This window comes from Streptomyces sp. GC420 (genome assembly GCF_009916105.1).
Taxonomy (GTDB): domain Bacteria; phylum Actinomycetota; class Actinomycetes; order Streptomycetales; family Streptomycetaceae; genus Streptomyces.
Genome location: NZ_JAAAXQ010000056.1, coordinates 1 through 21,511, shown reverse-complemented (window position 1 = coordinate 21,511; position 21,511 = coordinate 1). Strand labels below are relative to the sequence as shown.

Here is a 21,511-nt window from a genome sequence, read left to right as displayed (position 1 = left end):
ACGCGCTTTCCAAGTACGAGAATTCGGGTGCGCATGAAACAGACCCTCTCCCCGTCGCGCCGCCACTGTCAAGCGGGTGGGACGCGCGTCTCACCATTCGAGCGAATCTGGGGACGGATTCCGGCTGCCGTCCCGCCCCCTGTGCCGGATCCCATGCCGGACCCCACGGCCGGTCCCATGCCGGGGGCCGGGCCCGCGCCGAGTCCGGCCCCCTGCGCGGCGGCGGCCGCCGCCGGGGCCCCGGCGTGGGCGCTCCTCAGGGCGGCAGGCCTGCCGCCGGCCAGTACGTGCGCCGCCGCCAGGGCGGGCACGGCGTACTCCCCGCGGGTGAGTGCGCGGCGCAACCGGTACTCGTCCAGGGGCCCGGAGAAGGCCATGCCCTGGCCGTGCGTACAGCCCATGGCACGCAGCGCGACGACCTGCTCGGGGAGGTCCACCCCGTCGGCGACCGACTGCATGCCGAGATCGGAGGCGATCCGCAGGAGCCCGCTGGTGATCTTGTGCAGTCTGGCCGACTCCACCACGCCCTCGACCAGCCCGCGGTCGAGTTTCAGTACGTCGATGGGAAGCCGGCGCAGGGCAGCGATGGCGGCGTAGCCACTGCCGATGCCGTCCAGCGCGATCCGTACGCCGAGTCTGCGCAGGGCCGACAGACGGCGCTCGAGTTCGTCCAGGGAGATCCGCGGATCGCTTTCGGCCAGTTCCAGCAGCAGGGCGCCGGAGGGCAGGCCGTGCCTGGTGAGCAGCGCCTCGATGCTCCTGGGTGGCAGCGCCGCCTCGAGCAGCCGGCCCGCGGACATCCGGACCGCCACGGGGACGTCGTGCCCCGCCCTGCTGCGTTCCGCGGCCTGGCCGACGGCCTCGTCGAGCAGCCGGCGGCCCAGCTCGGCGGCGCGGTCGCCGTCTTCCGCCGCCCGCTGGAACTCGGCGGGCGTGAAGAGGATGCCCGAGGCGGAGCGCCAGCGGGCCTGGGCGGAGACGGCGGTGATCCGCCCGCTGTCGAGGCGGACGACCGGCTGGTGGAGCAGCGCGAACTCGCCGTCGTGCGGCAGGGGACGCAGCCGTGTGCCGGGCTCCGCGCGGCGTGCCCGCTCCGTGCGGATCGTCGTCTGCATCTGCGGCGCGTACAGCTTCACCCGGTCCTTGCCCGCCGCCTTGGCGCGGTACATCGCGAGGTCGGCGTGGCGCATCAGGTCGCTCGGGGTCACGCCGGGATCGGCGAAGGCCGCGCCGATGGAGGCCGCGACCCGCACCTCCTTGCCGTCGATGCGGTAGGGGCGGGAGAGGGTGACCCGGAGCCGGTCGGCGATCTCCAGGAGGCGCCGCTCGCGGGCGGCCCGGTCCCGGGTGCCGTCGCCGAGGATGAGCGCGGCGAACTCGTCGCCGCCGAGCCGCGCGGCGGTGTCCCCGGCGCGGACGGAGTCCTGGAGCCGGCGCGCGGCCTGCACCAGCAGTTCGTCGCCCGCCTGGTGGCCTATGGTGTCGTTGACCGCCTTGAAGCCGTCGAGGTCGATGTAGAGGACCGCGGTGTCCGTGCCGCTGTCCCCGCTGCGGCGGCCGCCGATGGCCTGGGCGACCCGCCGGGTGAACAGGGCCCGGTTGGGCAGGTCGGTGAGCGGGTCGTGTTCGGCGTTGTGCTGGAGCTGCGCCTGGAGGCGGACCCGTTCGGTGACGTCCCTGCTGTTGAAGATCAGGCCGCCCTGGTGGCGGTTGACGGTGGACTCGACGTTGAGCCAGTCGCCGTTGCCCGACTTGAAGCGGTACTCGATGCGGGTGGTGGACTCCTCGTTGTGCGGCACGGCCAGAAAGCGCCGTACCTCGTGCACCACGCGCCCCAGGTCCTCGGGGTGGATGAGCGTGGCCAGTTCGGAGCCGACCAGGTCCTCGGCGTCCCGTCCGTAGACCCCGGACGCGGCGGGGCTGACGTACCGCAGCACCCCGCTGGGGGCGGCGATCATGATGACGTCGCTGGAGCCCTGCACCAGGGAGCGGAAGTGGTTCTCCTTCTGGGCCAGTTCCTGGGTCAGGGTGATGTTGTCGAGCAGCATGATGCCCTGGCGCATGACGAGGGCGAGCACCACCGTGCAGGCCGTGAAGAGCACGACGCGGTCGACGCTGCGGCCGTCGAGGACGTTGTAGAGGATTCCCAGCGTGCAGACGGCGGCCGCGAGATACGGCGTGAGCGCGGCCAGGGAACCGGCGATGGGCCTGCTGTGCCCGGCGCTCCTGCGGGGTGTCCTGGTGTATTCGACCGCTTCCCGCCGGGCCACCCAGGGCGCGTACGCGAGCAGCATGGAGCCGGCGAACCAGCCGGCGTCGAGGATCTGGCCCGAGCGGTAGCTCTCACGCAGCAGCGGTGAGGTGAACAGCGCGTCGCACAGCACGGTCAGGGCCAGCGCGGCGATCGCGGTGTTGATGGCGGAGCGGTTGGCGGAGGACCGCCGGAAGTGCAGCGCCAGGACCATGCTCACGAGAACGATGTCGAGGAGCGGATAGGCGAGGGAGAGTGCGGTGGCCGCCACCGGCTCGTCGTCGAAGCGCGCGGTGTGGGCGAGGGCGAGGCTCCACGAGATGGTGAGCAGGGAGCCGCCGATCAGCCAGGCGTCCAGGCCCAGGCAGACCCAGCCGGCCCGGGTCACCGGGCGCTTGGCGAGCACCAGCAGGCCGATGATGGCGGGCGGCGCGAAGCACAGGAAGAACAGGTCGGCCAGGGAGGGCGAGGGCACCTGAAGGCCCAGCACCACCTCGTACCAGCCCCAGACGGCGTTGCCGAGCGCGGCCATGGCGGAGGACAGCGCGAAGAGCAGCCAGGCGGGCCGGAAGCGGCTGCGCCGGCGTCTGGCGTGCAGCAGGCAGGAGACGGCGGCGACGCCCGCCGCGGCGCTGAGTCCGAAGTCGCCCATGACGAGGGCGAGCCGCTCCGATCCCCAGCCGAAGGCCGAACCCACGGCGTAGCCCCCGCAGACGAGGGCGAGCACGACCTGGGGCACCACGCTGCCGCCGTTTCCGGACCCGCCCGGGCCGCCGGGCCCGTCCGCGCCTCCGGGGACCGGCAGCCGGGACAGGAGCGCACCGGCATTCACCGCGCCGCCCCGGAGGATCCCGAGTGCCGCGCGCGCCTTCCGCCCGAAGTCCTCGATGCGCGGTTGCGGACCGGTCTGTACGGCGCCGTGCGGAGCGGCCGGGACACCGGCGTGCGCGGTGGTCTGGCGCGGAAGGGCCGCCGGCCGCGTCCCCGCCGCGTCGGATCGTTCGTCCATAGGCCGTGCATCGCCCGTCGCCCCCCTCGCTGTCCTGTGCTGTCACCCCGGCGCCGAACGGTCAACGGCGCAACCCCTGACGGGACGATACACCAGTCTCGTCACTCAGGGACATAGCTTCTCTACTCTCCGTGACGATCACGGGGCCCGCGCCGTTGTGCACTCCGGGGCTCGGCCCTGCGGGTCCTCAGTGAGTGGTGAGCACGATGTTGTCCAAGTTGTCCACGGCACCGCCATCCGCGAAACGGGTGAGCTGGGAGCGCAGCAGGCGCTTGGCGCGCGGCATGAAGGCCGAGGTGCTGCCGCCGACATGGGGGCTGATGAGGCAGTTGGGGGCGTGCCACAGGGGGTGGCCGGCCGGGAGGGGCTCCGGGTCCGTGACGTCGAGGGCGGCGCGCAGCCGGCCCGACTCCAGTTCCGCGAGCAGTGCCTTGGTGTCGACGACGGGGCCCCGCGCCACGTTGACCAGCAGCGCTCCGTCCTTCATCCGCGCCAGGAACTCCGCGTCGGCGAGCCCGCGGGTGGACTCGGTGAGCGGGGTGGACAGAACGACGACGTCCGCTTCTGGAAGAAGTGTGGGGAGTTGGGCGAGCGGAAGCACTTCGCCGCGTTCGGTGGTGCGCGCGGAGCGCGCGACGCGCACGACCCGCGCACACTCGAAGGGAGCGAGCCGGTCCTCGATGGCGGCGCCGATCGACCCGTATCCCACGATGAGCACCGACTTGTCGGCGAGCGCGGGATAGAAGCCGGCCCGCCACTCCTCCCGGCGCTGTCCCTCCACGAAGTAGGGGATGCCGCGCAGCGAGGCGAGGACGAGGGCCAGGGTCAGCTCGGCGGTGCTGGCCTCGTGGACGCCGCGGGCGTTGCACAGCACGACACCGGGCGGGAGTCCGCCGAGACCGGGCTCCACGTGGTCGATGCCCGCGGAGAGTGTCTGCACGACGCGCACGGACCCCATCAGCGGCAGCGGGCGCACGGCGACCCGGACGCCCTTCATGTAGGGGACGACGTAGAAGACGCAGTCCGCGGGGTCGCCGGGGAAGTCCGGCCCGCCGTCCCAGAAGCGGTAGTTCAGGCCTTCCGGCAGCCCTTCGATCCCGTCGGCGGGAATCGGCAGCCACACGTCCGGCCTCGCAGCAGCAGTCATGACAGGAGGCTAAACGAGGCGGTGCGAATAACCCGAGGCCAGAGACGTTAGTTTGGGGCAGCGGCAAGGGAGGGGTAAGGCCAGGTGGAGCGCAGGACAATCGGCGCGGCAGCACTCGAAGTGGGCGCGATCGGGCTCGGCTGCATGCCGATGAGCTGGGCCTACTCGGCCTCCCGGCAGCGCGGCGAGGAGTCGCTGCGCACGGTGCACGCGGCGCTCGACCGTGGCTCGAACCTGCTCGACACCGCCGACATGTACGGGCCGTTCACCAATGAGCTGCTGATCGGCCGGGTGCTCAGGGACCGCCGGGAGGAGGCGTTCCTGTCGACGAAGTGCGGGCTCCTGGTGGGAGACGGGCACATCGTCGCCAACGGGCGCCCCGGCTATGTGAAGCGGGCCTGCGACGCCTCGCTGCGGCGGCTCCAGACGGACGTCATCGACCTCTACCAGCTGCACCGCGCGGATCCGGAGGTCCCCGTGGAGGAGACCTGGGGAGCGATGGCGGAGCTGGTGTCGGCGGGGAAGGTGCGCTCGCTGGGCCTGTCGGCGGTCGGGGCCAGGGCCTCGCGGCGGTCGGGGCGGCGGCTGCACGAAGGAACGATCCGGCAGCTGGAGCGGGTGCAGCAGGTCTTCCCGGTGAGCAGTGTGCAGGCCGAACTGTCGGTGTGGTCGCGGGAGGCACTGGACGAGCTGCTGCCCTGGTGCGGGGCGCGCGGGGTGGGATTCCTGGCCGCGATGCCACTCGGCAACGGCTTCCTGACCGGGACGCTCACCCCCGGTGAGGGCTTCGAGCGGGACGACGTACGGGCCAGGCACCCGCGCTTCACCGCCGAGATGATGGCCGCCAACCAGCCGATCGTGGCGGGCCTGCGCCGCGTCGCGCGGCGGCACGGGCCCGGGGTGACTCCCGCGCAGGTGGCGCTGGCGTGGACGCTGGCGTGCGGGCCGCACGTGGTCCCGGTGCCGGGGACCAAGCACGAGCGGTGGGTGGTGGAGAACGCGGGGGCGGCCGGCCTGGCGCTGACCGCTCAGGACCTCACGGAGATCGCGGCGCTGCCGCCTGCGCAGGGGTCCTGGGACTGAGGCACCCGCACCACGTCCCGGGCGGGGGGTCGGCCGCGGGGACGGAGCCGCGAGGACCGGGCCGCTGAGGACCGGGCCGCGAGCCGGCGAGACCGGTGGGATCTTCCGGGAGCGATCGGGAACCCGTGGCGCGTTGGCTGTGTAGGAACGAGAAGACACGCAGCCGTCGAAGGGAAACCAACCGTGCAACGACCTGCTGTGACGGCCGCACTGGCCGCTGCCACCGCCGCCGCGCTGCTCCTCGCGGGCTGCTCGTCCGGTGACGGCGGTCAGCCCTCCGCGACCACGGGCTCGTCGCCGGGCTCCGCGAAGACGGGGGGATCCTCCGCCTCTCCCGGGGGCGCCGACGCACCGCCGGCCAAGGGTTCCGTCAAGGTGGTGCGGACGGTGGCCGGGGATCTGGACTCGCCCTGGGGACTGGCCGCGCTGCCGGACGGCGACCTGCTGGTCTCCTCGCGCGACGAGGGGACGATCACCAGGGTCGACGCGGACAGCGGCAGGAAGACCGAGGTCGGCGAGGTTCCCGGGGTGGCCCCGGCGGGCGAGGGCGGTCTGCTGGGTCTCGCCGTCTCCCCGGACTTCGCCTCGGACCGGATGGTGTACGCGTACTTCACCACGGCCTCGGACAACCGCATCGCGCGGATGCTGTACGACGACAAGAAGCCTGCGGGCAGCCAGCTGGGCGCGCCCGACACGGTGTTCAAGGGAATCCCCAAGGGCATCATCCACAACGGCGGACGGATCGCCTTCGGGCCGGACAGGATGCTGTACGCCGGGACGGGCGAGACCGGAGACACGGGTCTGGCACAGGACCGGGAGTCGCTGGGCGGCAAGATCCTGCGGATGACCCCGGACGGCGAGCCGGTGCACGGCAATCCGGAGGCCGACTCGGTGGTCTACACATGGGGCCACCGCAATGTGCAGGGCCTGGCCTGGGACGCGGAGAAGCGGCTGTGGGCCTCCGAGTTCGGCCAGAACACCTGGGACGAGCTGAACCTGATCGAGCCCGGCAGGAACTACGGCTGGCCGGAGGCCGAGGGCAGGGCCGATGAGTCGGACCTCGTCGATCCCGTGGAGCAGTGGAGCACCGAGGAGGCCTCACCGAGCGGGATCGCCGTCGCGAAGGGCTCGGTGTGGATGGCCGGGCTGAGGGGTGAGCGGCTGTGGCGCGTCCCGCTGGACGGCACGAAGCCGGTGGCCGAGCCGCAGGCCTTCCTGAAAGGTGAGTACGGCCGGCTGCGTACGGTCGTGGCGGCGGGCGCGGACCGGCTGTGGCTGGTCAGCAGCGAGACGGACGGCCGGGGCTCCCCGGGAGAGGGGGACGACAGGATTCTGCTGCTCCAGGTGACCTGACCGGCCGACCTGACCGGCGGCCGGCCGGGCGGCGGAGCCCGTCAGCCGGGTGCCGACCCGGCTGGTTCGGGGTCGGCGAACAACCGCAGCCGGTGGGCGAGTGCGGCTGCTTCGCCGCGGCCGGACACGCCGAGCTTGGCGAGGATGATGGAGACGTGGCCGGCGTCGTCGTTGTTGCGGTCTTCGGGGAGTCGGCTTCCTCCCCCGCCTAAAGGCGGGGGTTCCAGCGGTCGCCCGCCGGGGTTCCTGCTTCACGACCGACTGCCCGCCCGCCGTGCGGCGTCGGGGTCTTGCACCGGCTCCACAGGCCGACACCGCCAGCCCGGCGGCCAGAAGGTTCTTCGCCGCGTTCACGTCCCGGTCGTGGGTCGCCCCGCATTCACAGGTCCACTCGCGGACATGCAGTGGCATCTTGTCCTGCAGGGCGCCGCAGACGGAGCACAGCTTGGAGGAGGGGAACCAGCGGTCGACGGCGATCACTTCACGCCCGTACCACTGCGCTGAGGGGCGCCGCCCCGCGCCTCGTCCCCGGTCAGCGCCCCCACTCGGTGACGAGCAGCGACCAGACCTGCACGTCGTGGCGGACCCCGTTGTGCGGGTACGACTGCCTCATGACACCGTCCAGGGTCATCCCGAGCCGTTTGGCGACGGCGATGCTGCGTTCGTTCCCCGCCGAGACGACCCACTCGACGCGGTGCATTCCCCGTACCCGGAACGCCCAGTCGATCAGTTGCCGGGACGCGGCGGTGACCAGGCCCCGCCGCCGGCCGGCCGGCTCCAGCCAGCAGCCGATCTCGCAGTTGCCGCTCCTGGCGTCGAAGACCCGGTAGAGCACGCCGCCCACCAGCGTCCCGTCCAGCCAGATCCCGTAGAGCCGCCCGGTGTCGGCGGCCCGCTTGTCCGCGTAGCTCTGGAGCAGGGCGCGTGCCGAGCCGAGGTCGGTGGCCGCGGCGGCGAGGCCGATCCACTCGTCGACGCCGGACCGGGCGCGGTCCATGTGGGCCAGGAACTCGTCGGCCTGCCAGGGCTCCAGGGGACGCAGCTCGGCGCGGTCGGCGCCTTCGCCCTGCCCCAGCGGTATCGCGAACAATGCGGCTCCTCGTCGGCGTACGGCTACCGCACGAGACCGGCAGGTCCCTCCGCCCCGTCCGCCGTGTCGATCCCGGCGGTCCCGGCGCCGGGGGCGGCCCCTCCCGTGCGCTGCGCGGGCATCTTCGCACGGGTGTCCGCCGGGGGCTCTATGGATATCCGCGGCATGATCCGGTCCAGCCAGGCCGGCAGCCACCAGTTCGCGCCACCCAGCATGTGCATCAGTGCGGGCACGAGGAGCGTACGCAGGACGAAGGCGTCCAGGGCGACGGCGGAGGCCAGGGCGATGCCGAACATCGCGATGACCCGGTCTCCGCTGAGCACGAAGGCGAGGAAGACGGAGATCATGATGACGGCCGCGGAGTTGATCACCCGGCCGGTCTCGGCGAGGCCGACCCTGACCGCCCGCTTGTTGTCGCCGGTTTCCAGCCATTCCTCGTACATCCGGCTGACGAGGAAGACCTGGTAGTCCATGGAGAGCCCGAAGAGCACCGAGACCATGATCACGGGCAGGAAGGGCTCGATGGGTCCCGCACTGCCCAGCCCGAGCAGTTCGCTGCCCCAGCCCCACTGGAAGACGGCGACGACGACTCCGAAGCTGGACGCGACGGCGGCGACGTTCATCAGGGCGGCCTTCAGCGGTACGGCGAACGACCGGAACGCCATCAGGAGCAGCAGGGCGCCGAGTCCGATGACGACGCCGACGAACAGCGGCAGCTTGTCGACGATGATCTGGGCGAAGTCGTCGTAACCTGCGGTCACGCCGCCGACGTGGACGTCGAGGGAGGTTCCCGACTCGGCGGCCGGCAGGACGTCCGCGCGCAGCCGCTCGACGAGGTCGCTGGTGTCCTGGGACTGGGGGGACGTCTCGGGGACGAGGGTGACGATGCCGGTGTCGCCGCTGCCGTTGAAGGAGACGGGGCCGACGGAGGCGACGTTCTCGGTGGCGCGCAGGGTGTCGCCCAGTTCCTCGAAGGCGAGCCGGTCGGCGGCCCCGTCCAGCTCTCCGACGAGGGTCAGCGGACCGTTGACGCCCGGCCCGAAGCCGTCCGCGAGCAGGTCGTACGCCTGGCGGGTGGTCGCCGAGGACGGGTTGTTGCCCTGGTCGGAGGAGCCCAGGTGGAGAGAGAGCGTGGGCAGAGCGAGGAGCGCCATGACGGCGACCGCGATGCCTCCGAGCAGCCTCGGGTGCCGCTGGACGAAGTGGGACCAGCGTGCGGCGAGGCCGGCCGGCGGCTCGGGCTGGGGCCCGTGCTCGGCGAGCCGTTTGCGTTCCCGGCGGCTGAGGGCCCGGGTGCCGATGAAGCCGAGGAGGGCGGGCAGCAGGCTGATCGAGGCCGCCACGGTGAGTATCACGGTGAGCGAGGCGGCGATGGCGACGCCGTTCAGGAAGCTGAGCCGCAGGATCAGCATGCCGAGGAGGGCCACGCAGACCGTGCCGCCGGCGAAGACGACCGCGCGTCCGGTGGTGGCCACGGCGCGGGCCGCCGCCTCCTCTGGCGGCAGGCCCTGCTTCAGCCCGGTGCGGTGTCTGGTGACGATGAAGAGGGCGTAGTCGATGCCGACGCCGAGCCCGATCAGCATGCCGAGCATGGGGGCGAAGTCGGCGACGGTCATGGCGTGGCCGAGCAGTTCGATGCCCATGTACGCGATGCCGACGCTCACCAGCGCGGTGGCGATGGGCAGCAGGCTCGCGGCGAGGGAGCCGAAGGCGAGGAAGAGGACCACGGCGGCGACGACCACACCGATGACCTCGCTGAGGTGTGCGGAGCCGGACTCGGTCTTGGCGATCGCGCTGCCGCCGAGTTCGACCTGCAGGCCGCCGGTCTCCCCGGCCTTCGCGGTGTCGACGAGGGTCTGCGCCTGGACGGCGTCGATCTCCTCCGCGGACTTCTCGAACGTGACCGTGGCGTAGGCGGTGCGCTCGTCCTCGCTGATCCGGTCGGTGCCGTCCGCGCTGATCTGCCCCGTGCCGCCGGGGCCTGCCTCGCCGTACGGGCCGGTCACGGAGGCGACCCCGGGAAGTTCGGCCACCTCGTCGAGGACTTCGTTCATCCGCTGCTCGACGCCGGCTGCGGTGACGGTGCCCCTGTCGGTGTGCCAGACGATGCTGTTGCTGTTGCCGCCGAGGTTGGGGAAACCTTCCTTCAGCAGCGTTTCCGCCGTTCCGGACTCGGTGCCCGGCACGTCGTAGTCGTTGGAGTAGGCGGATCCCGCGACGGTCGCGCCGATCGTGATGCCCACCAGCGCGAGAAGCCACATGAGGACGGTGATCAGTCGACGCCTGATGAACCACTGGGCGAGTGTCTTCACTGGCTTTGCTCCCTGAAGGGTCGCGCGTGGATCTTTCAGGGATACAGCCCTCAAAGAACTTCTGGCGGAACGCTCCCCTACACTGTCGCACCCTTAAGAGATCAATTGTCCGTTTCGTGACAGTGGTCACAATCACTCGGGGGGTGCCGATTCAGCCGCTCCGGCACCCCCCCTCTTCACCCTTTTGTCACGGTATGGAATTCACGGCTCCCCGCGGCCGGTACCGCTCAGCCGGAGACGCTCAGCCGGAGACGCTCGGACGCCCGTTCTCGATGTGCCCCATCAGCCGGCGGCGGAAGGCGCCGTCGGCCGGCACGGTGATCTCCAGGTCGTACCACCCGTGGGCGTCGGCGGCCGAGTGCACCACGGTGCGGCGGCGGCCGGGCTTCACGGTGATCTCCCGGGTCCACTCGCGCAGGTCGTCCTCGTCCGCGTAGCCCAGCGGGCGGACGACGAAGGTGATCGCCTCGTCACCGGTGTTGATCAGCGTCAGATGGACGTCGCGGTCGTGTGCGTCGATCCGGGACTCGACCTCGGCCCCGCCGCCCGCCACCCCGGCGAACTCGCGGCGGAAGCCGTTCGGGCCGGTGACCGTGAACCGGTAGCGCTCGCCGGCCAGAGGCACGATCCAGCGCGCCTCGCCCTTCACGTCCCGGTGCTGGGGCACGGCGTACTCACCGGCGTACGGGTACAGCGCGAAGTGCACGCTCGAGCGTCCCTTGTTGGAGAGCGCCAGCCGGAAGACCCCGCCGTCGGTCCTCCCGTCGGTCCTCCCGTCGGTCCTCCCGTACACGTCCGGCTGGTACGGCGGCGGACGGGCGGGCCGCACTCCCGGCTCCTGGACCGGCATCCTCTGCTCCGTGGGCGGCACGGGCCGCGAGCGGCGGTGAACGGCGGAATCGGTGCCGGCTGCTCCACACCGGGCTGTCTGCGGCCGCGCGTGAAGTCGAACGCGGAGGTCAGGTCGCCGGTGACGGCGCGGCGCGGCGCGGCGCCAGGGAGTGATGCCGGGTTCGGCGACCCCCGTCCACTTCTCCAGGAGGCGGATCACCGAGGTGTGGTCGAAGACCTCGGAGCAGACATAGCCGCCCACGGACCACGGGGAGATCACCAGCATCGGCACCCGGATACCGAGGCCGGTGGGCCTGCCCTGGTACGTATCGTCCGTGTTCCCGGCCGGCGGGACGGGCGGCGGGACATGGTCGAAGAAGCCGTCGTTCTCGTCGTAGTTGATCAGTGCGACGGTGTGCCGCCACACGTCGGGGTGGGAGGCGAGGGCGTCGAGCACCTTGTAGACGAGGGTGGCGCTGGCGATCGGGGAAGAGGCACCGGGGTGCTCGGAGTCCAGGGCGCTGGGCACGAGGTAGGACACCTTGGGCAGCCTGCCCGCCGCCACGTCCTCGCGGAAACTCTCGGCGAGCCGCGTGGCCGCCGGAAGGCGGCCCGCTGACACCGCGGCGAACGTCCGGATTCCGCGGCCCCGCCCCGCTCTCGGTTCCCGGCCGGGCGGAGTCCCGGCCGGGGCCGGGCCGTCTCCACCGGAAACCCGGGCCCACGGGCATCTCCTCGGGCCGGTACCGCGCCCAGGGAGGTCGCCGCCGTCCCGTCCGCGACCCCGGCGCGGCGCCCCCTGGCCCGGCCGTCCGGCCGCAGAACCCACAGCCAGGGGCGGCTTCACGGGGGCCCGGGTGCGCGGGCAGCACCCCGGCAGCCCCGGGCGGCACACGCACGGCCCTCACGGCCACCCGGCCCACAACGTCAACGCCCCAGCGCCCCCGGCAAGCGGGGGACGGCACCGGCCCGGGGCGGCCACACGGGGAACCCGGGGCTGTCTTCGCCGCCCGCAGTACTCGCGCACGGGCCGGGCCCGGCCGGAACGCGGGACGGCCGGGTCCGGCTCCCCCGGGTGGGGGGCCGGATCCGGCCGTACGGGTCGTCGGTGTCAGCCCTCGACGCCCAGCTTCTCCAGGATCAGCTCGCGCACCCGCGCCGCGTCGGCCTGGCCCCGCGTCGCCTTCATCACGGCGCCGACCAGCGCGCCGACGGCCGCGACCTTGCCGCCGCGGATCTTGTCGGCGACACCCGCGTTGGCGGCGATCGCCTCGTCCACGGCCGCGCCCAGGGCGCCCTCGTCCGAGACGACCTTCAGGCCGCGCTTCTCGACGACGGCGTCCGGGTCGCCCTCGCCCGCGAGCACTCCCTCGATGACCTGGCGGGCCAGCTTGTCGTTGAGGTCGCCGGAGGCGACGAGCTCGGCCACCCGGGCGACCTGCGCCGGGGTGATCGGCAGGGCGTCCAGCGAGCGGCCCGACTCGTTGGCGTTGCGGGCGAGCTCACCCATCCACCACTTGCGGGCCTGGTCGGCAGGCGCGCCCGCGTCGATCGTGGCGACGATCAGGTCGATGGCGCCGGCATTGAGCATCGACTGCATGTCGTGGGCGGAGACGCCCCACTCCTCGCGCAGCCGGTTGCGGCGGGCGAGCGGCAACTCCGGCAGGCCGGAGCGGATCTCCTCGACCCATTCCCGCGACGGTGCCACGGGAACGAGGTCGGGCTCCGGGAAGTACCGGTAGTCCTCGGCCTCCTCCTTGACCCGGCCGGAGGTCGTGGAGCCGGTGTCCTCGTGGAAGTGCCGGGTCTCCTGGATGATCGTGCCGCCGGAGGACAGCACGGCCGCGTGCCGCTGGATCTCGAAACGGCAGGCCCGCTCCACGCTGCGCAGCGAGTTGACGTTCTTGGTCTCCGAGCGGGTGCCGAACTTCTCGGTGCCGTGCGGGCGCAGCGACAGGTTCACGTCGCAGCGCATCTGGCCCATCTCCATGCGGGCCTCGGAGACGCCGAGCGCCCTGATGAGTTCACGCAGCTCGGCGACGTACGCCTTGGCGACCTCGGGGGCGCGCTCCCCCGCGCCGGTGATCGGCTTGGTGACGATCTCGATGAGGGGGATGCCCGCCCGGTTGTAGTCCAGCAGGGAGTGCTGGGCGCCGTGGATGCGGCCGGTGGCGCCGCCCACGTGCGTGGACTTGCCGGTGTCCTCCTCCATGTGGGCGCGCTCGATCTCCACGCGGAAGGTCTCGCCGTCCTCCAGCTGCACGTCCAGATAGCCGTTGAAGGCGATCGGCTCGTCGTACTGGGAGGTCTGGAAGTTCTTCGGCATGTCCGGATAGAAGTAGTTCTTCCGGGCGAAGCGGCACCATTCCGCGATCTCGCAGTTGAGCGCGAGACCGATCTTGATGGCGGATTCCACGCCGGTGGCGTTGACCACCGGCAGCGCGCCGGGCAGGCCGAGGCAGACCGGGCAGGTCTGCGAGTTGGCGTCCGCGCCCAGCTCCGTGGAGCAGCCGCAGAACATCTTGGTCTTGGTGCCGAGCTCGACGTGCACCTCGAGGCCCATGACGGGGTCGAAGGCGGCGAGGGCGTCCTCGTACGACACCAGGTCAGTCGTGACGGTCACGTGAAAACTTCCCTCTCAGCCCAGCAGAACGTCGTCGTCGCCGAGCCTCTTCAGCTCGCGGTAGAGGATCGCCAGCCCGGTGACGATGGCCGCGGCGGACACGGCGGCGTCGATCAGGCGCAGCGTGTCGTTCTCCTCGCGGGCCATCCTGGCCTGCTTGACCACGCTGATGGCACCGAAGGCGGTGGTGCCGATCGACAGGTACAGGCCGGACTTGGACTTCTTGAAGTTCTTGGCCTTCTTTGCCATGGCGGTCACAGCGACGGAGCCTCCTCGAGCAGCGGGTGTCCCCACATTTCCACGAAGGCGGCCTCGACGGCGGCACCGACCTTGTACAGCCGGTCGTCCTTCAGTGCGGGGGCGATGATCTGCAGGCCGACCGGCAGTCCGTCCTCGGGCGCGAGGCCGCAGGGCAGTGACATTGCGGCGTTGCCGGCCAGGTTCGTCGGGATGGTGCACAGGTCCGCGAGGTACATCGCCATCGGGTCGTCGACGCGCTCGCCGATCGGGAAGGCCGTGGTCGGCGTGGTCGGGGAGACGATCACGTCGACGGACTCGAAGGACTTCTCGAAGTCGCGGGTGATGAGCGTACGGACCTTCTGTGCGCTGCCGTAGTACGCGTCGTAGTAGCCGGAGCTGAGCGCGTACGTGCCGAGCATGATGCGGCGCTTGACCTCGGGACCGAAGCCGGCCTCGCGGGTCAGCGCGGTGACGTCCTCGGCGGACCGGGTGCCGTCGTCGCCCACCCGCAGGCCGTAGCGCAGACCGTCGAAGCGGGCCAGGTTCGAGGAGCACTCGGACGGGGCGATCAGGTAGTACGCGGCGAGAGCGAGGTCGAAGGACGGGCAGTCCAGCTCGACGATCTCGGCGCCGAGGCCCTCCAGCAGTTCCACGGCCTCGTTGAAGCGCTGGACCACACCGGCCTGGTAGCCCTCGCCGGTGAACTGCTTGACGACGCCGACGCGCATCCCGGCGACCGAGCCGTTGCGGGCCGCCTCGACCACCGGCGGGACCGGGGCGTCGATGGACGTGGAGTCCATCGGGTCGTGCCCGGCGATGACCTCGTGCAGCAGCGCCGCGTCCAGGACCGTGCGGGCGCAGGGGCCGCCCTGGTCGAGGGAGGAGGAGAAGGCCACCATGCCGTAGCGGGAGACGCCGCCGTAGGTCGGCTTGACGCCGACGGTGCCGGTGACGGCGGCCGGCTGGCGGATCGAACCGCCGGTGTCGGTGCCGATGGCCAGGGGCGCCTGGTAGGAGGCGAGGGCCGCGGAGGAGCCACCGCCGGAGCCGCCGGGGATCCGGGTCAGGTCCCAGGGGTTGCCGGTCGGGCCGTACGCGCTGTTCTCGGTCGAGGACCCCATGGCGAACTCGTCCATGTTGGTCTTGCCGAGGATGACGACGTCCGCGTCCTTGAGCCGCTTGGTGACCGTGGCGTCGTACGGCGGGATCCAGCCTTCGAGGACCTTGGAGCCGACGGTGGTCGGCACGCCCTCGGTGGTGAAGATGTCCTTCAGGGCGAGGGGTACGCCGGCCAGCGGGCCGAGCTTCTCGCCGCGGGCCCGCTTCTCGTCGACGGCGCGGGCCTGGGCGAGGGCGCCCTCGCGGTCGACGTGCAGGAAGGCGTGGACCGCCTTGTCGACCGCCTCGATCCGGGCGAGGTGGGCCTCGGTGACCTCGACGGCGGTGAGCTCGCCGGAGGCGACCTTCTCCGCGATCGCGGCCGCCGTGAGCTTGATGATGTCCGTCATCGCTGTTAGTCCTCCCCCAGGATCTGCGGCACCTTGAAACGCTGCTGCTCCTGGGCAGGGGCTCCGGAGAGCGCCTGCTCGGGGGTGAGCGACGGGCGGACCTCGTCCGCGCGCATGACATTGGTCAGCGGCAGCGGGTGGGAGGTCGGGGGGACGTCCTCGTCGGCCACATCGGAAACGCGGGCGACCGCGCCGATGATCACGTCGAGCTGTTCGGCGAAGTGGTCGAGCTCTTCGTCCTTCAGCTCCAGACGTGACAGCCGGGCGAGGTGGGCGACCTCCTCGCGCGTGATGCCAGGCATGCAGCGATCCTCAGGGGTGGTGGGAGTGTGCAGTTTCGCGCCCAATCCTAGGCCGCGTGAGGGGGTGGCCACGAAACGGTTTCGTTTTGGCGGCGGAGCCGGGTGCCCGCGGCGGCGCGGCGGGGCCGTCAGGCAGGGCGTTCCGCGACGGCCGCGGAGGGGCCGGCGGGGAGTTCCGCGGGGCGGCGCCAGCCGCGTTCGCCGCGGGCCAGCAGCCAGGCGGTCGTCTCGCCCGGCGGCATCGCGGCGGCGACCAGCCAGCCCTGGACGGCGTCGCAGCGCAGGTCGCGCAGGCGCTCCCAGGTCTCGTCGTCCTCGACGCCCTCGGCGACGACGAGGAGGCCGAGGGAGTGGGCGAGGTCGACGGTGCAGCGGACGATCTCGGCGTCCTCGGCGTCCACCGCGAGGCGGGCCACGAAGGAGCGGTCGATCTTCAGTTCGCTGACCGGGAGGCGCCGGAGGTGGACCAGGGAGGAGTATCCGGTGCCGAAGTCGTCCAGGGACATCCTGACGCCGTGGGCGGTCAGCCCTGCCAGGGTGTCCGCGGCCCGCTGGGGGTCCTCGAGCAGCACGTGCTCCGTGATCTCCAGTTGCAGGGCGCCGGCGGGCACCCCGTGGCGGGCCAGCCTGGCGGCCACCGCCCCGGCGAAGCCGGGTGTGTGGACGTCGCGCGGGGAGACGTTCACGGCGACCGGCACCATCAGGCCCTGGGCGCGCCAGCGGGCGACCTGGGCGAGGGCGGTCTCCAGCACGTACTCCGTGAGGTGGGGCATGAGGCCGGAGGACTCGGCGATGGCGATGAACTCGTCGGGAGGAACCCGCCCGCGTTCGGGATGGACCCAGCGGACGAGTGCCTCCAGACCGGCGACGTGGCCGTCGAAACGCACCTTGGGCTGGTAGTGGAGCTCGACCTCGCCGGCGTCCAGGGCGCGGCGCAGGTCGCCGAGGAGCCCGAGCCGGTCCGGGGTGTTGCTGTCCCGCTTGGACTCGTAGACCTCGACGCCGGTGCGGTCCCGCTTCGCCTGGTACATCGCGACGTCGGCGCGGCGCAGCAGCCCCTCGGCGTCCCCGGCGTGCTCGGGGAACACGGCGACCCCGGCGCTGGCCTCGAGGACCAGGGTGAGGCCGTCGAGGTCGAGCGGGGAGCCGAGCGCGGCGACCAGGGTGCGGGCGACGCGCTGGGCGCTGGTGATGGAGTCGGCCGTGGGCAGCAGGACCGCGAACTCGTCGCCGCCGAGCCGCGCGGCCTCCGCCCCGCGCGGCAGCGCGTGCCGGAGCCGGTCCGCGATCTGCAGCAGCAGCCGGTCGCCCGCGAGGTGACCGAGCGTGTCGTTGACGGCCCGGAAGCGGTCCATGTCGATCAGGACGAGGGCGGTCCGCTTTCCGATGCGGTCGGCCTCGTCCAGCGCCTTCCAGGTCCGTTCGAGGAGCCACTGCCGGTTGGGCAGCCCGGTGAGCGGGTCGCGCAGCTGTTCCTCCGCGCGGGCCCTGGCGATCCACAGCGTGGAGTCCAGGGCGATCAGGGGTACGGCGAAGAGCGGCAGCAGGACGGGCTTGGCGGCGGCGACCACGCAGATCAGCGGGGCGATGCCGAGCAGGGCGACGGCGACCAGCGCCTGCCGGACCAGGGCGGTGCGGGCGACGGTGGGCAGGCCCGCGCCCCGGGGGGCCGTCCCGTACCAGAGGAGCAGCCGGGTGACGGCGAGGTACGCCCCGGCCGCGAGCACCACCTCGGGGACGGCGCCGATTCCCCAGTTGACGGGAAGCCAGGGCTCCTCCACCGAGGGGACGTCGCCGAAGGCCGCCATCGGCAGCGCGGCGGCCCCGATGCCGAGGATGTCCGCCGCGCCGTGCAACAGGCCCTGTCGCCACCGCTGTCGGCGGGCGGCGCCGACCAGGGTCACCACGGCGAGGCTGACCAGCCCGGCGGGGACCCAGCCGTAGAGCAGCAGGACGCCGAGGGTGAGCGCGGCGCCCGAGCCGGTGCCGCTCCACCAGCGGTCGCGGCCGAGGGCCACCAGGTGGCCGACGACGATACCGGTGAGCAGTGCGAGTGACCAGCCGGCCGTGCCGCCGGGGAACAGCGCGTGGCCCTCGGCGGCGGTCCGGAAGACGCCGGTGGCGAGCACGAGCGCGGCCGCCGCCGCGGTGGCCGCCGGGACCGCCGGCAGCGCGAATCGGCGCAGCCTCGCGGCCGGGTCGGCGCTCTCGGTGGGTTCCATTCCCGTCCCTCTCACAGCCACAGGTGCCCGAGCAGTCGTGATCGCTTTCGCTGTCATGCCATCACGGCTGAGATCCCACCACGCAGCCGTGCACGGCAGGCGCACACTCCAACAGTAGGCCGCAGAAGGCTGCTACGGGCAGCGATCGACAGCGGTTGCCCGATTGGCGCCCAGCCATAACGATCTGCCCCGATATAGCCCGAATGAGCGAGAACTCACGTCTGTCCTCCGACGGGTTCGGCAGCCTCGCGCGCGGCGTCCGGACCCTGTTCGAGGAGGACGGCGAAGCCGTCCTCGTCCAGTACCGGGACCTTCAGCTGCATCGCCTTGTCGTATTTCGAACCGGGGTTGTCCCCGACAACCACGAAGTCCGTCTTCTTGGAAACGGATCCGGTCACCTTCGCTCCGCGGGATTGCAGCGCCTCCTTGGCGCCGTCCCGCGTGTGGCGTTCCAGGGTGCCGGTCACGACGACCGTCAGCCCCTCCAGCGGACGCGGCCCCTCGTCCTCTCCCCCGCCCTCCTCCTCCATCCGCACGCCCGCCTCCCGCCACTTGCGCAGGATCTCGCGGTGCCAGTCCTCCGCGAACCACTGCTTGACGGCGGCGGCGATCGTGGGTCCCACGCCGTCCACGGCGGCCAGTTCGGCCTCGGACGCCTGCTCGATCCGCTCGATGGACCGGAACTCGCGGGCCAGTGCCTCCGCGGCCACCGGCCCGACATGGCGGACGGACAGGCCGTTGATGATCCGGGCGAGCGGGCGCTGCTTGGCCGCCGCGATGTTCTCCAGCATCGCGAGGGTGTTCTTCTTCGGTTCGCCCTTCTGGTTGGCGAAGACCGTGACGATCTTCTCCTCGCCGGTCTTCGGATCACGCTTGGGCAGTCCGCTGTCCTGGTCCAGGACGTACGCCTTGATGGGCAGCAGTTGCTCGACGGTGAGGTCGAACAGGCCGCCCTCGTCGCCGAGCGGGGGATCGGCGGGCTCCAGCGGCCGGGTCAGCGCCGCCGCGGCCACCTTGCCGAAGTTCTCGATGTCCAGGCAGTCCCGGCCGGCGAGATAGAAGATCCGCTCCCGCAGCTGCGCCGGGCAGGTCCGGCCGTTGGGGCAGCGCAGATCGATGTCGCCCTCCTTCATGGCCCGCAGCGGTGTGCCGCACTCGGGGCACTCGGCGGGCATCACGAACTCCCGCTCGCTGCCGTCCCGCAGGTCCACCACCGGCCCGAGGATCTCCGGGATGACGTCACCGGCCTTGCGCAGCACCACCGTGTCCCCGATGAGCACGCCCTTCGCCTTGACGACCTCCTGGTTGTGCAGGGTCGCGAACTCGACCTCGGATCCCGCGACGGTCACCGGCTCCACCTGGGCGTACGGCGTGACCCGGCCCGTGCGGCCCACGCCCACCTTGATGTCGACGAGTCTGGTGTTGACCTCCTCCGGCGCGTACTTCCACGCGATCGCCCAGCGCGGGGCGCGCGCCGTGGAACCGAGCCGCCCCTGGAGGGGGATCTCGTCGAGCTTGACGACGACGCCGTCGATCTCGTGCTCCACGGAGTGCCGGTGCTCGCCGTAGTACGCGATGAACTCCCGCACGCCGTCCAGCGAGTCCACGACCCTGTTGTGCCTCGCCGTGGGCAGGCCCCACTCGTGCAGCAGGTCGTACGCGTGCGACAGGCAGTCGATGTCGAGGCCCTCGCGGGCGCCGATGCCGTGCACCACCATGTGCAGCGGGCGGGTCGCGGTGACCTTCGGGTCCTTCTGGCGCAGCGAACCGGCGGCCGCGTTGCGGGGGTTGGCGAAGGGCTTGTCGCCCGCCGCCAGCAGCCGCGCGTTGAGTTCGTCGAACTTCTCCATCGGGAAGAAGACCTCGCCGCGGACCTCGACCAGCGCGGGGATCCGTTCGCCGGAGAGCCGGTTCGGGATCTCCGTGATCGTGCGGACGTTGGGCGTGATGTCCTCGCCGGTGCGGCCGTCGCCGCGGGTGGCCGCGCGGGTCAGCCGCCCGTTCTCGTACGTCAGGTTGACGGCGAGGCCGTCGACCTTGAGCTCGCACAGGAAGTGGTGCGGGATCCCGGCGAGTTCCCTCTCGACCCGCTCCGCCCAGGTGTTCAACTCGGTGTCGTCGAAGGCGTTGTCCAGGGAGAGCATGCGCTCACGGTGCTGGACCGCGGTGAACTCGGTGCGGTACGCCCCGGCGACCTTCTGGGTCGGCGAGTCGGGCGTGCGCAGCTCGGGGAACTCCTCCTCCAGGGCCTCCAGGGAGCGCAGCAGCCGGTCGAACTCCGCGTCGCTGATGACCGGCTGGTCCTTGACGTAGTACCGGAAGCGATGCTCCTCGACCTGCTCGGCGAGCTTGGCGTGCTTCTCCCGCGCCTCGCTGGGCACCGTCTGCTGCTCTTCGCCGGCCACCGTCTGTCCTCCGTTACGACTACTCAGGGTTGTCCGCGAGCGATCTCGCCGCCCGGACGCAGTGGGCGAGCGCGGCCCGCGCGTAGCGGGGAGAGGCCCCCGCCAGACCGCAGGACGGGGTGATCACCACGGACTCGGCCAGAGTCCCCGGATTCAGTCCCAGCCTGCGCCACAGCGTCCTGACACCCATGACGCTACCGGCCGGGTCCGACAACGCGGCATCCGTGCCCGGTACCACTCCGGCGAACAGCACGGTGCCGCCCTCCACGGCCTCCCCGATGGATTCCTCGTCACGCTCCGTGAGCAGTCCGAAGTCGAAGGACACCCCAGCGGCCCCGGCTCTGCGCAGCAGGGAGAACGGGACCTCGGGGGCGCACGAGTGCACGACCACCGGCACTTCCTCGTCGACGGCGACCAGCTCCCGCAGCGCGCCCTCGACGACCGCGCGGTCCACCGCCCTGTACGTCCTGTACCCGCTGGCGCTCTTGATCCGTCCCTGGAGCACTGCCGTCAGCGAGGGCTCGTCGAGCTGGAGCGCGATCCTGGCACCCGGTACCCGCCGCCGCACCTCGGCGAGATGCCCGCGCAGACCTTCGGCGAGCGAGGCGAGCAGGTCGCGGCAGGCGCCGGGATCGGACAGCATGGCCTCCCCGCCGCGCAGTTCCAGCGCCGCGGCCAGCGTCCACGGTCCCACGGCCTGCACCTTGAGCGGGCCCGTGTAGCCCTGGGTGTACTCCTCCAGGGCATCGAGGTCCTCGCCGAGCCAGGAGTGTGCGCGCCGGGTGTCCCGTCCCGGCCGGTCGCTGATCCGCCAGCCGCTGGGCTCCACGTGCGCGTACAGCTCGACGAGCAGTCCGACGGTCCGGCCGATCATGTCCGCGCCGGGCCCCCGGCCGGGCAGTTCCGCCAGGTGGGGGAAGGTCTCCAGGCTTCCGGTGACGGTCTTCGCGGTCTCCCGGGCGTCGCCGCCCGGCATGGACCCGATGCCGGTCGCCGGACCCCACTCGTACGTCGTGCCGCCGTGCTCGCCGCTGCTGTTGTCGCTCACCCCAAGAGGTTAAGCGGCGCGCGGACGGGGGCGCGCCGCGGCGCCGGACGGCAGGCCCGCCGAGGGGACGGTGGAGAGGACGGGGAC

At 72.0% G+C, this 21,511-nt stretch carries 13 protein-coding genes and 2 pseudogenes; 2 read left to right on the top strand and 13 right to left on the bottom strand.

The annotated features are described in order from the left end of the window. Positions 1–68: 68 nt before the first annotated feature. A complete protein-coding gene (locus GUY61_RS10045) occupies positions 69–3,260 on the bottom strand; it encodes a bifunctional diguanylate cyclase/phosphodiesterase (RefSeq protein ID WP_243766329.1) in 3,192 nt (1,063 codons plus the stop codon). 187 nt (positions 3,261–3,447) lie between these two features. Beyond that, complete coding sequence (locus GUY61_RS10040; protein ID WP_166629734.1) at positions 3,448–4,407, bottom strand: 2-hydroxyacid dehydrogenase; 960 nt, start codon at positions 4,405–4,407, stop codon at positions 3,448–3,450. 84 nt (positions 4,408–4,491) lie between these two features. Between GUY61_RS10040 and GUY61_RS10035 the strand changes: the two genes are divergently transcribed. Continuing rightward, on the top strand, positions 4,492–5,490 hold the full coding sequence (locus GUY61_RS10035; RefSeq protein ID WP_166629733.1) for an aldo/keto reductase: 999 nt from the start codon (positions 4,492–4,494) through the stop codon (positions 5,488–5,490). A 183-nt stretch (positions 5,491–5,673) separates the two neighbouring features. After that, positions 5,674–6,843 carry a PQQ-dependent sugar dehydrogenase gene (locus tag GUY61_RS10030; RefSeq protein WP_313896601.1) on the top strand — a complete coding sequence of 390 codons (1,170 nt, stop codon included), beginning with the start codon at positions 5,674–5,676 and terminating at the stop codon, positions 6,841–6,843. A 234-nt stretch (positions 6,844–7,077) separates the two neighbouring features. Here GUY61_RS10030 and GUY61_RS10025 read toward each other — a convergent pair. The 11 genes and pseudogenes from GUY61_RS10025 to GUY61_RS09975 all read right to left on the bottom strand — a co-directional run. Beyond that, a pseudogene (locus GUY61_RS10025) lies at positions 7,078–7,344 on the bottom strand (zinc ribbon domain-containing protein); the annotation flags it as partial. 31 nt (positions 7,345–7,375) lie between these two features. Further along, positions 7,376–7,933: a GNAT family N-acetyltransferase gene (locus GUY61_RS10020; protein WP_166629732.1), complete on the bottom strand. Its 558-nt coding sequence runs from the start codon at positions 7,931–7,933 to the stop codon at positions 7,376–7,378. A gap of 23 nt (positions 7,934–7,956) precedes the next feature. Beyond that, entirely contained in the window at positions 7,957–10,245 is a 2,289-nt protein-coding gene (locus tag GUY61_RS10015; RefSeq protein WP_166629731.1) for an MMPL family transporter, read from the bottom strand. Between the two features lie 241 nt (positions 10,246–10,486). Then, positions 10,487–11,686: pseudogene (locus tag GUY61_RS10010) on the bottom strand (alkaline phosphatase family protein); the annotation flags it as partial. Between the two features lie 501 nt (positions 11,687–12,187). Then, a complete protein-coding gene (gene gatB / locus GUY61_RS10005) occupies positions 12,188–13,699 on the bottom strand; it encodes an Asp-tRNA(Asn)/Glu-tRNA(Gln) amidotransferase subunit GatB (RefSeq protein ID WP_166629730.1) in 1,512 nt (503 codons plus the stop codon). A gap of 15 nt (positions 13,700–13,714) precedes the next feature. After that, the gene (locus GUY61_RS10000; protein ID WP_166629739.1) at positions 13,715–13,948 is read right to left on the bottom strand and encodes a hypothetical protein; all 234 of its coding nucleotides are present in this window, start codon (positions 13,946–13,948) and stop codon (positions 13,715–13,717) included. A gap of 5 nt (positions 13,949–13,953) precedes the next feature. Next, the gene (gene gatA, locus GUY61_RS09995) at positions 13,954–15,447 is read right to left on the bottom strand and encodes an Asp-tRNA(Asn)/Glu-tRNA(Gln) amidotransferase subunit GatA (protein WP_166629729.1); all 1,494 of its coding nucleotides are present in this window, start codon (positions 15,445–15,447) and stop codon (positions 13,954–13,956) included. A 5-nt stretch (positions 15,448–15,452) separates the two neighbouring features. Next, positions 15,453–15,749, bottom strand: a complete 297-nt coding sequence (gene gatC / locus GUY61_RS09990) for an Asp-tRNA(Asn)/Glu-tRNA(Gln) amidotransferase subunit GatC (protein WP_166629728.1) — start codon at positions 15,747–15,749, stop codon at positions 15,453–15,455. A gap of 128 nt (positions 15,750–15,877) precedes the next feature. Continuing rightward, on the bottom strand, positions 15,878–17,971 hold the full coding sequence (locus GUY61_RS09985) for a bifunctional diguanylate cyclase/phosphodiesterase (RefSeq protein WP_166629727.1): 2,094 nt from the start codon (positions 17,969–17,971) through the stop codon (positions 15,878–15,880). Between the two features lie 215 nt (positions 17,972–18,186). Then, entirely contained in the window at positions 18,187–20,376 is a 2,190-nt protein-coding gene (gene ligA / locus GUY61_RS09980; protein ID WP_166629726.1) for an NAD-dependent DNA ligase LigA, read from the bottom strand. A gap of 19 nt (positions 20,377–20,395) precedes the next feature. Continuing rightward, positions 20,396–21,424, bottom strand: coding sequence for a methionine synthase (locus GUY61_RS09975; RefSeq protein ID WP_166629725.1), 1,029 nt, complete (start codon positions 21,422–21,424; stop codon positions 20,396–20,398). Positions 21,425–21,511: the final 87 nt, after the last annotated feature.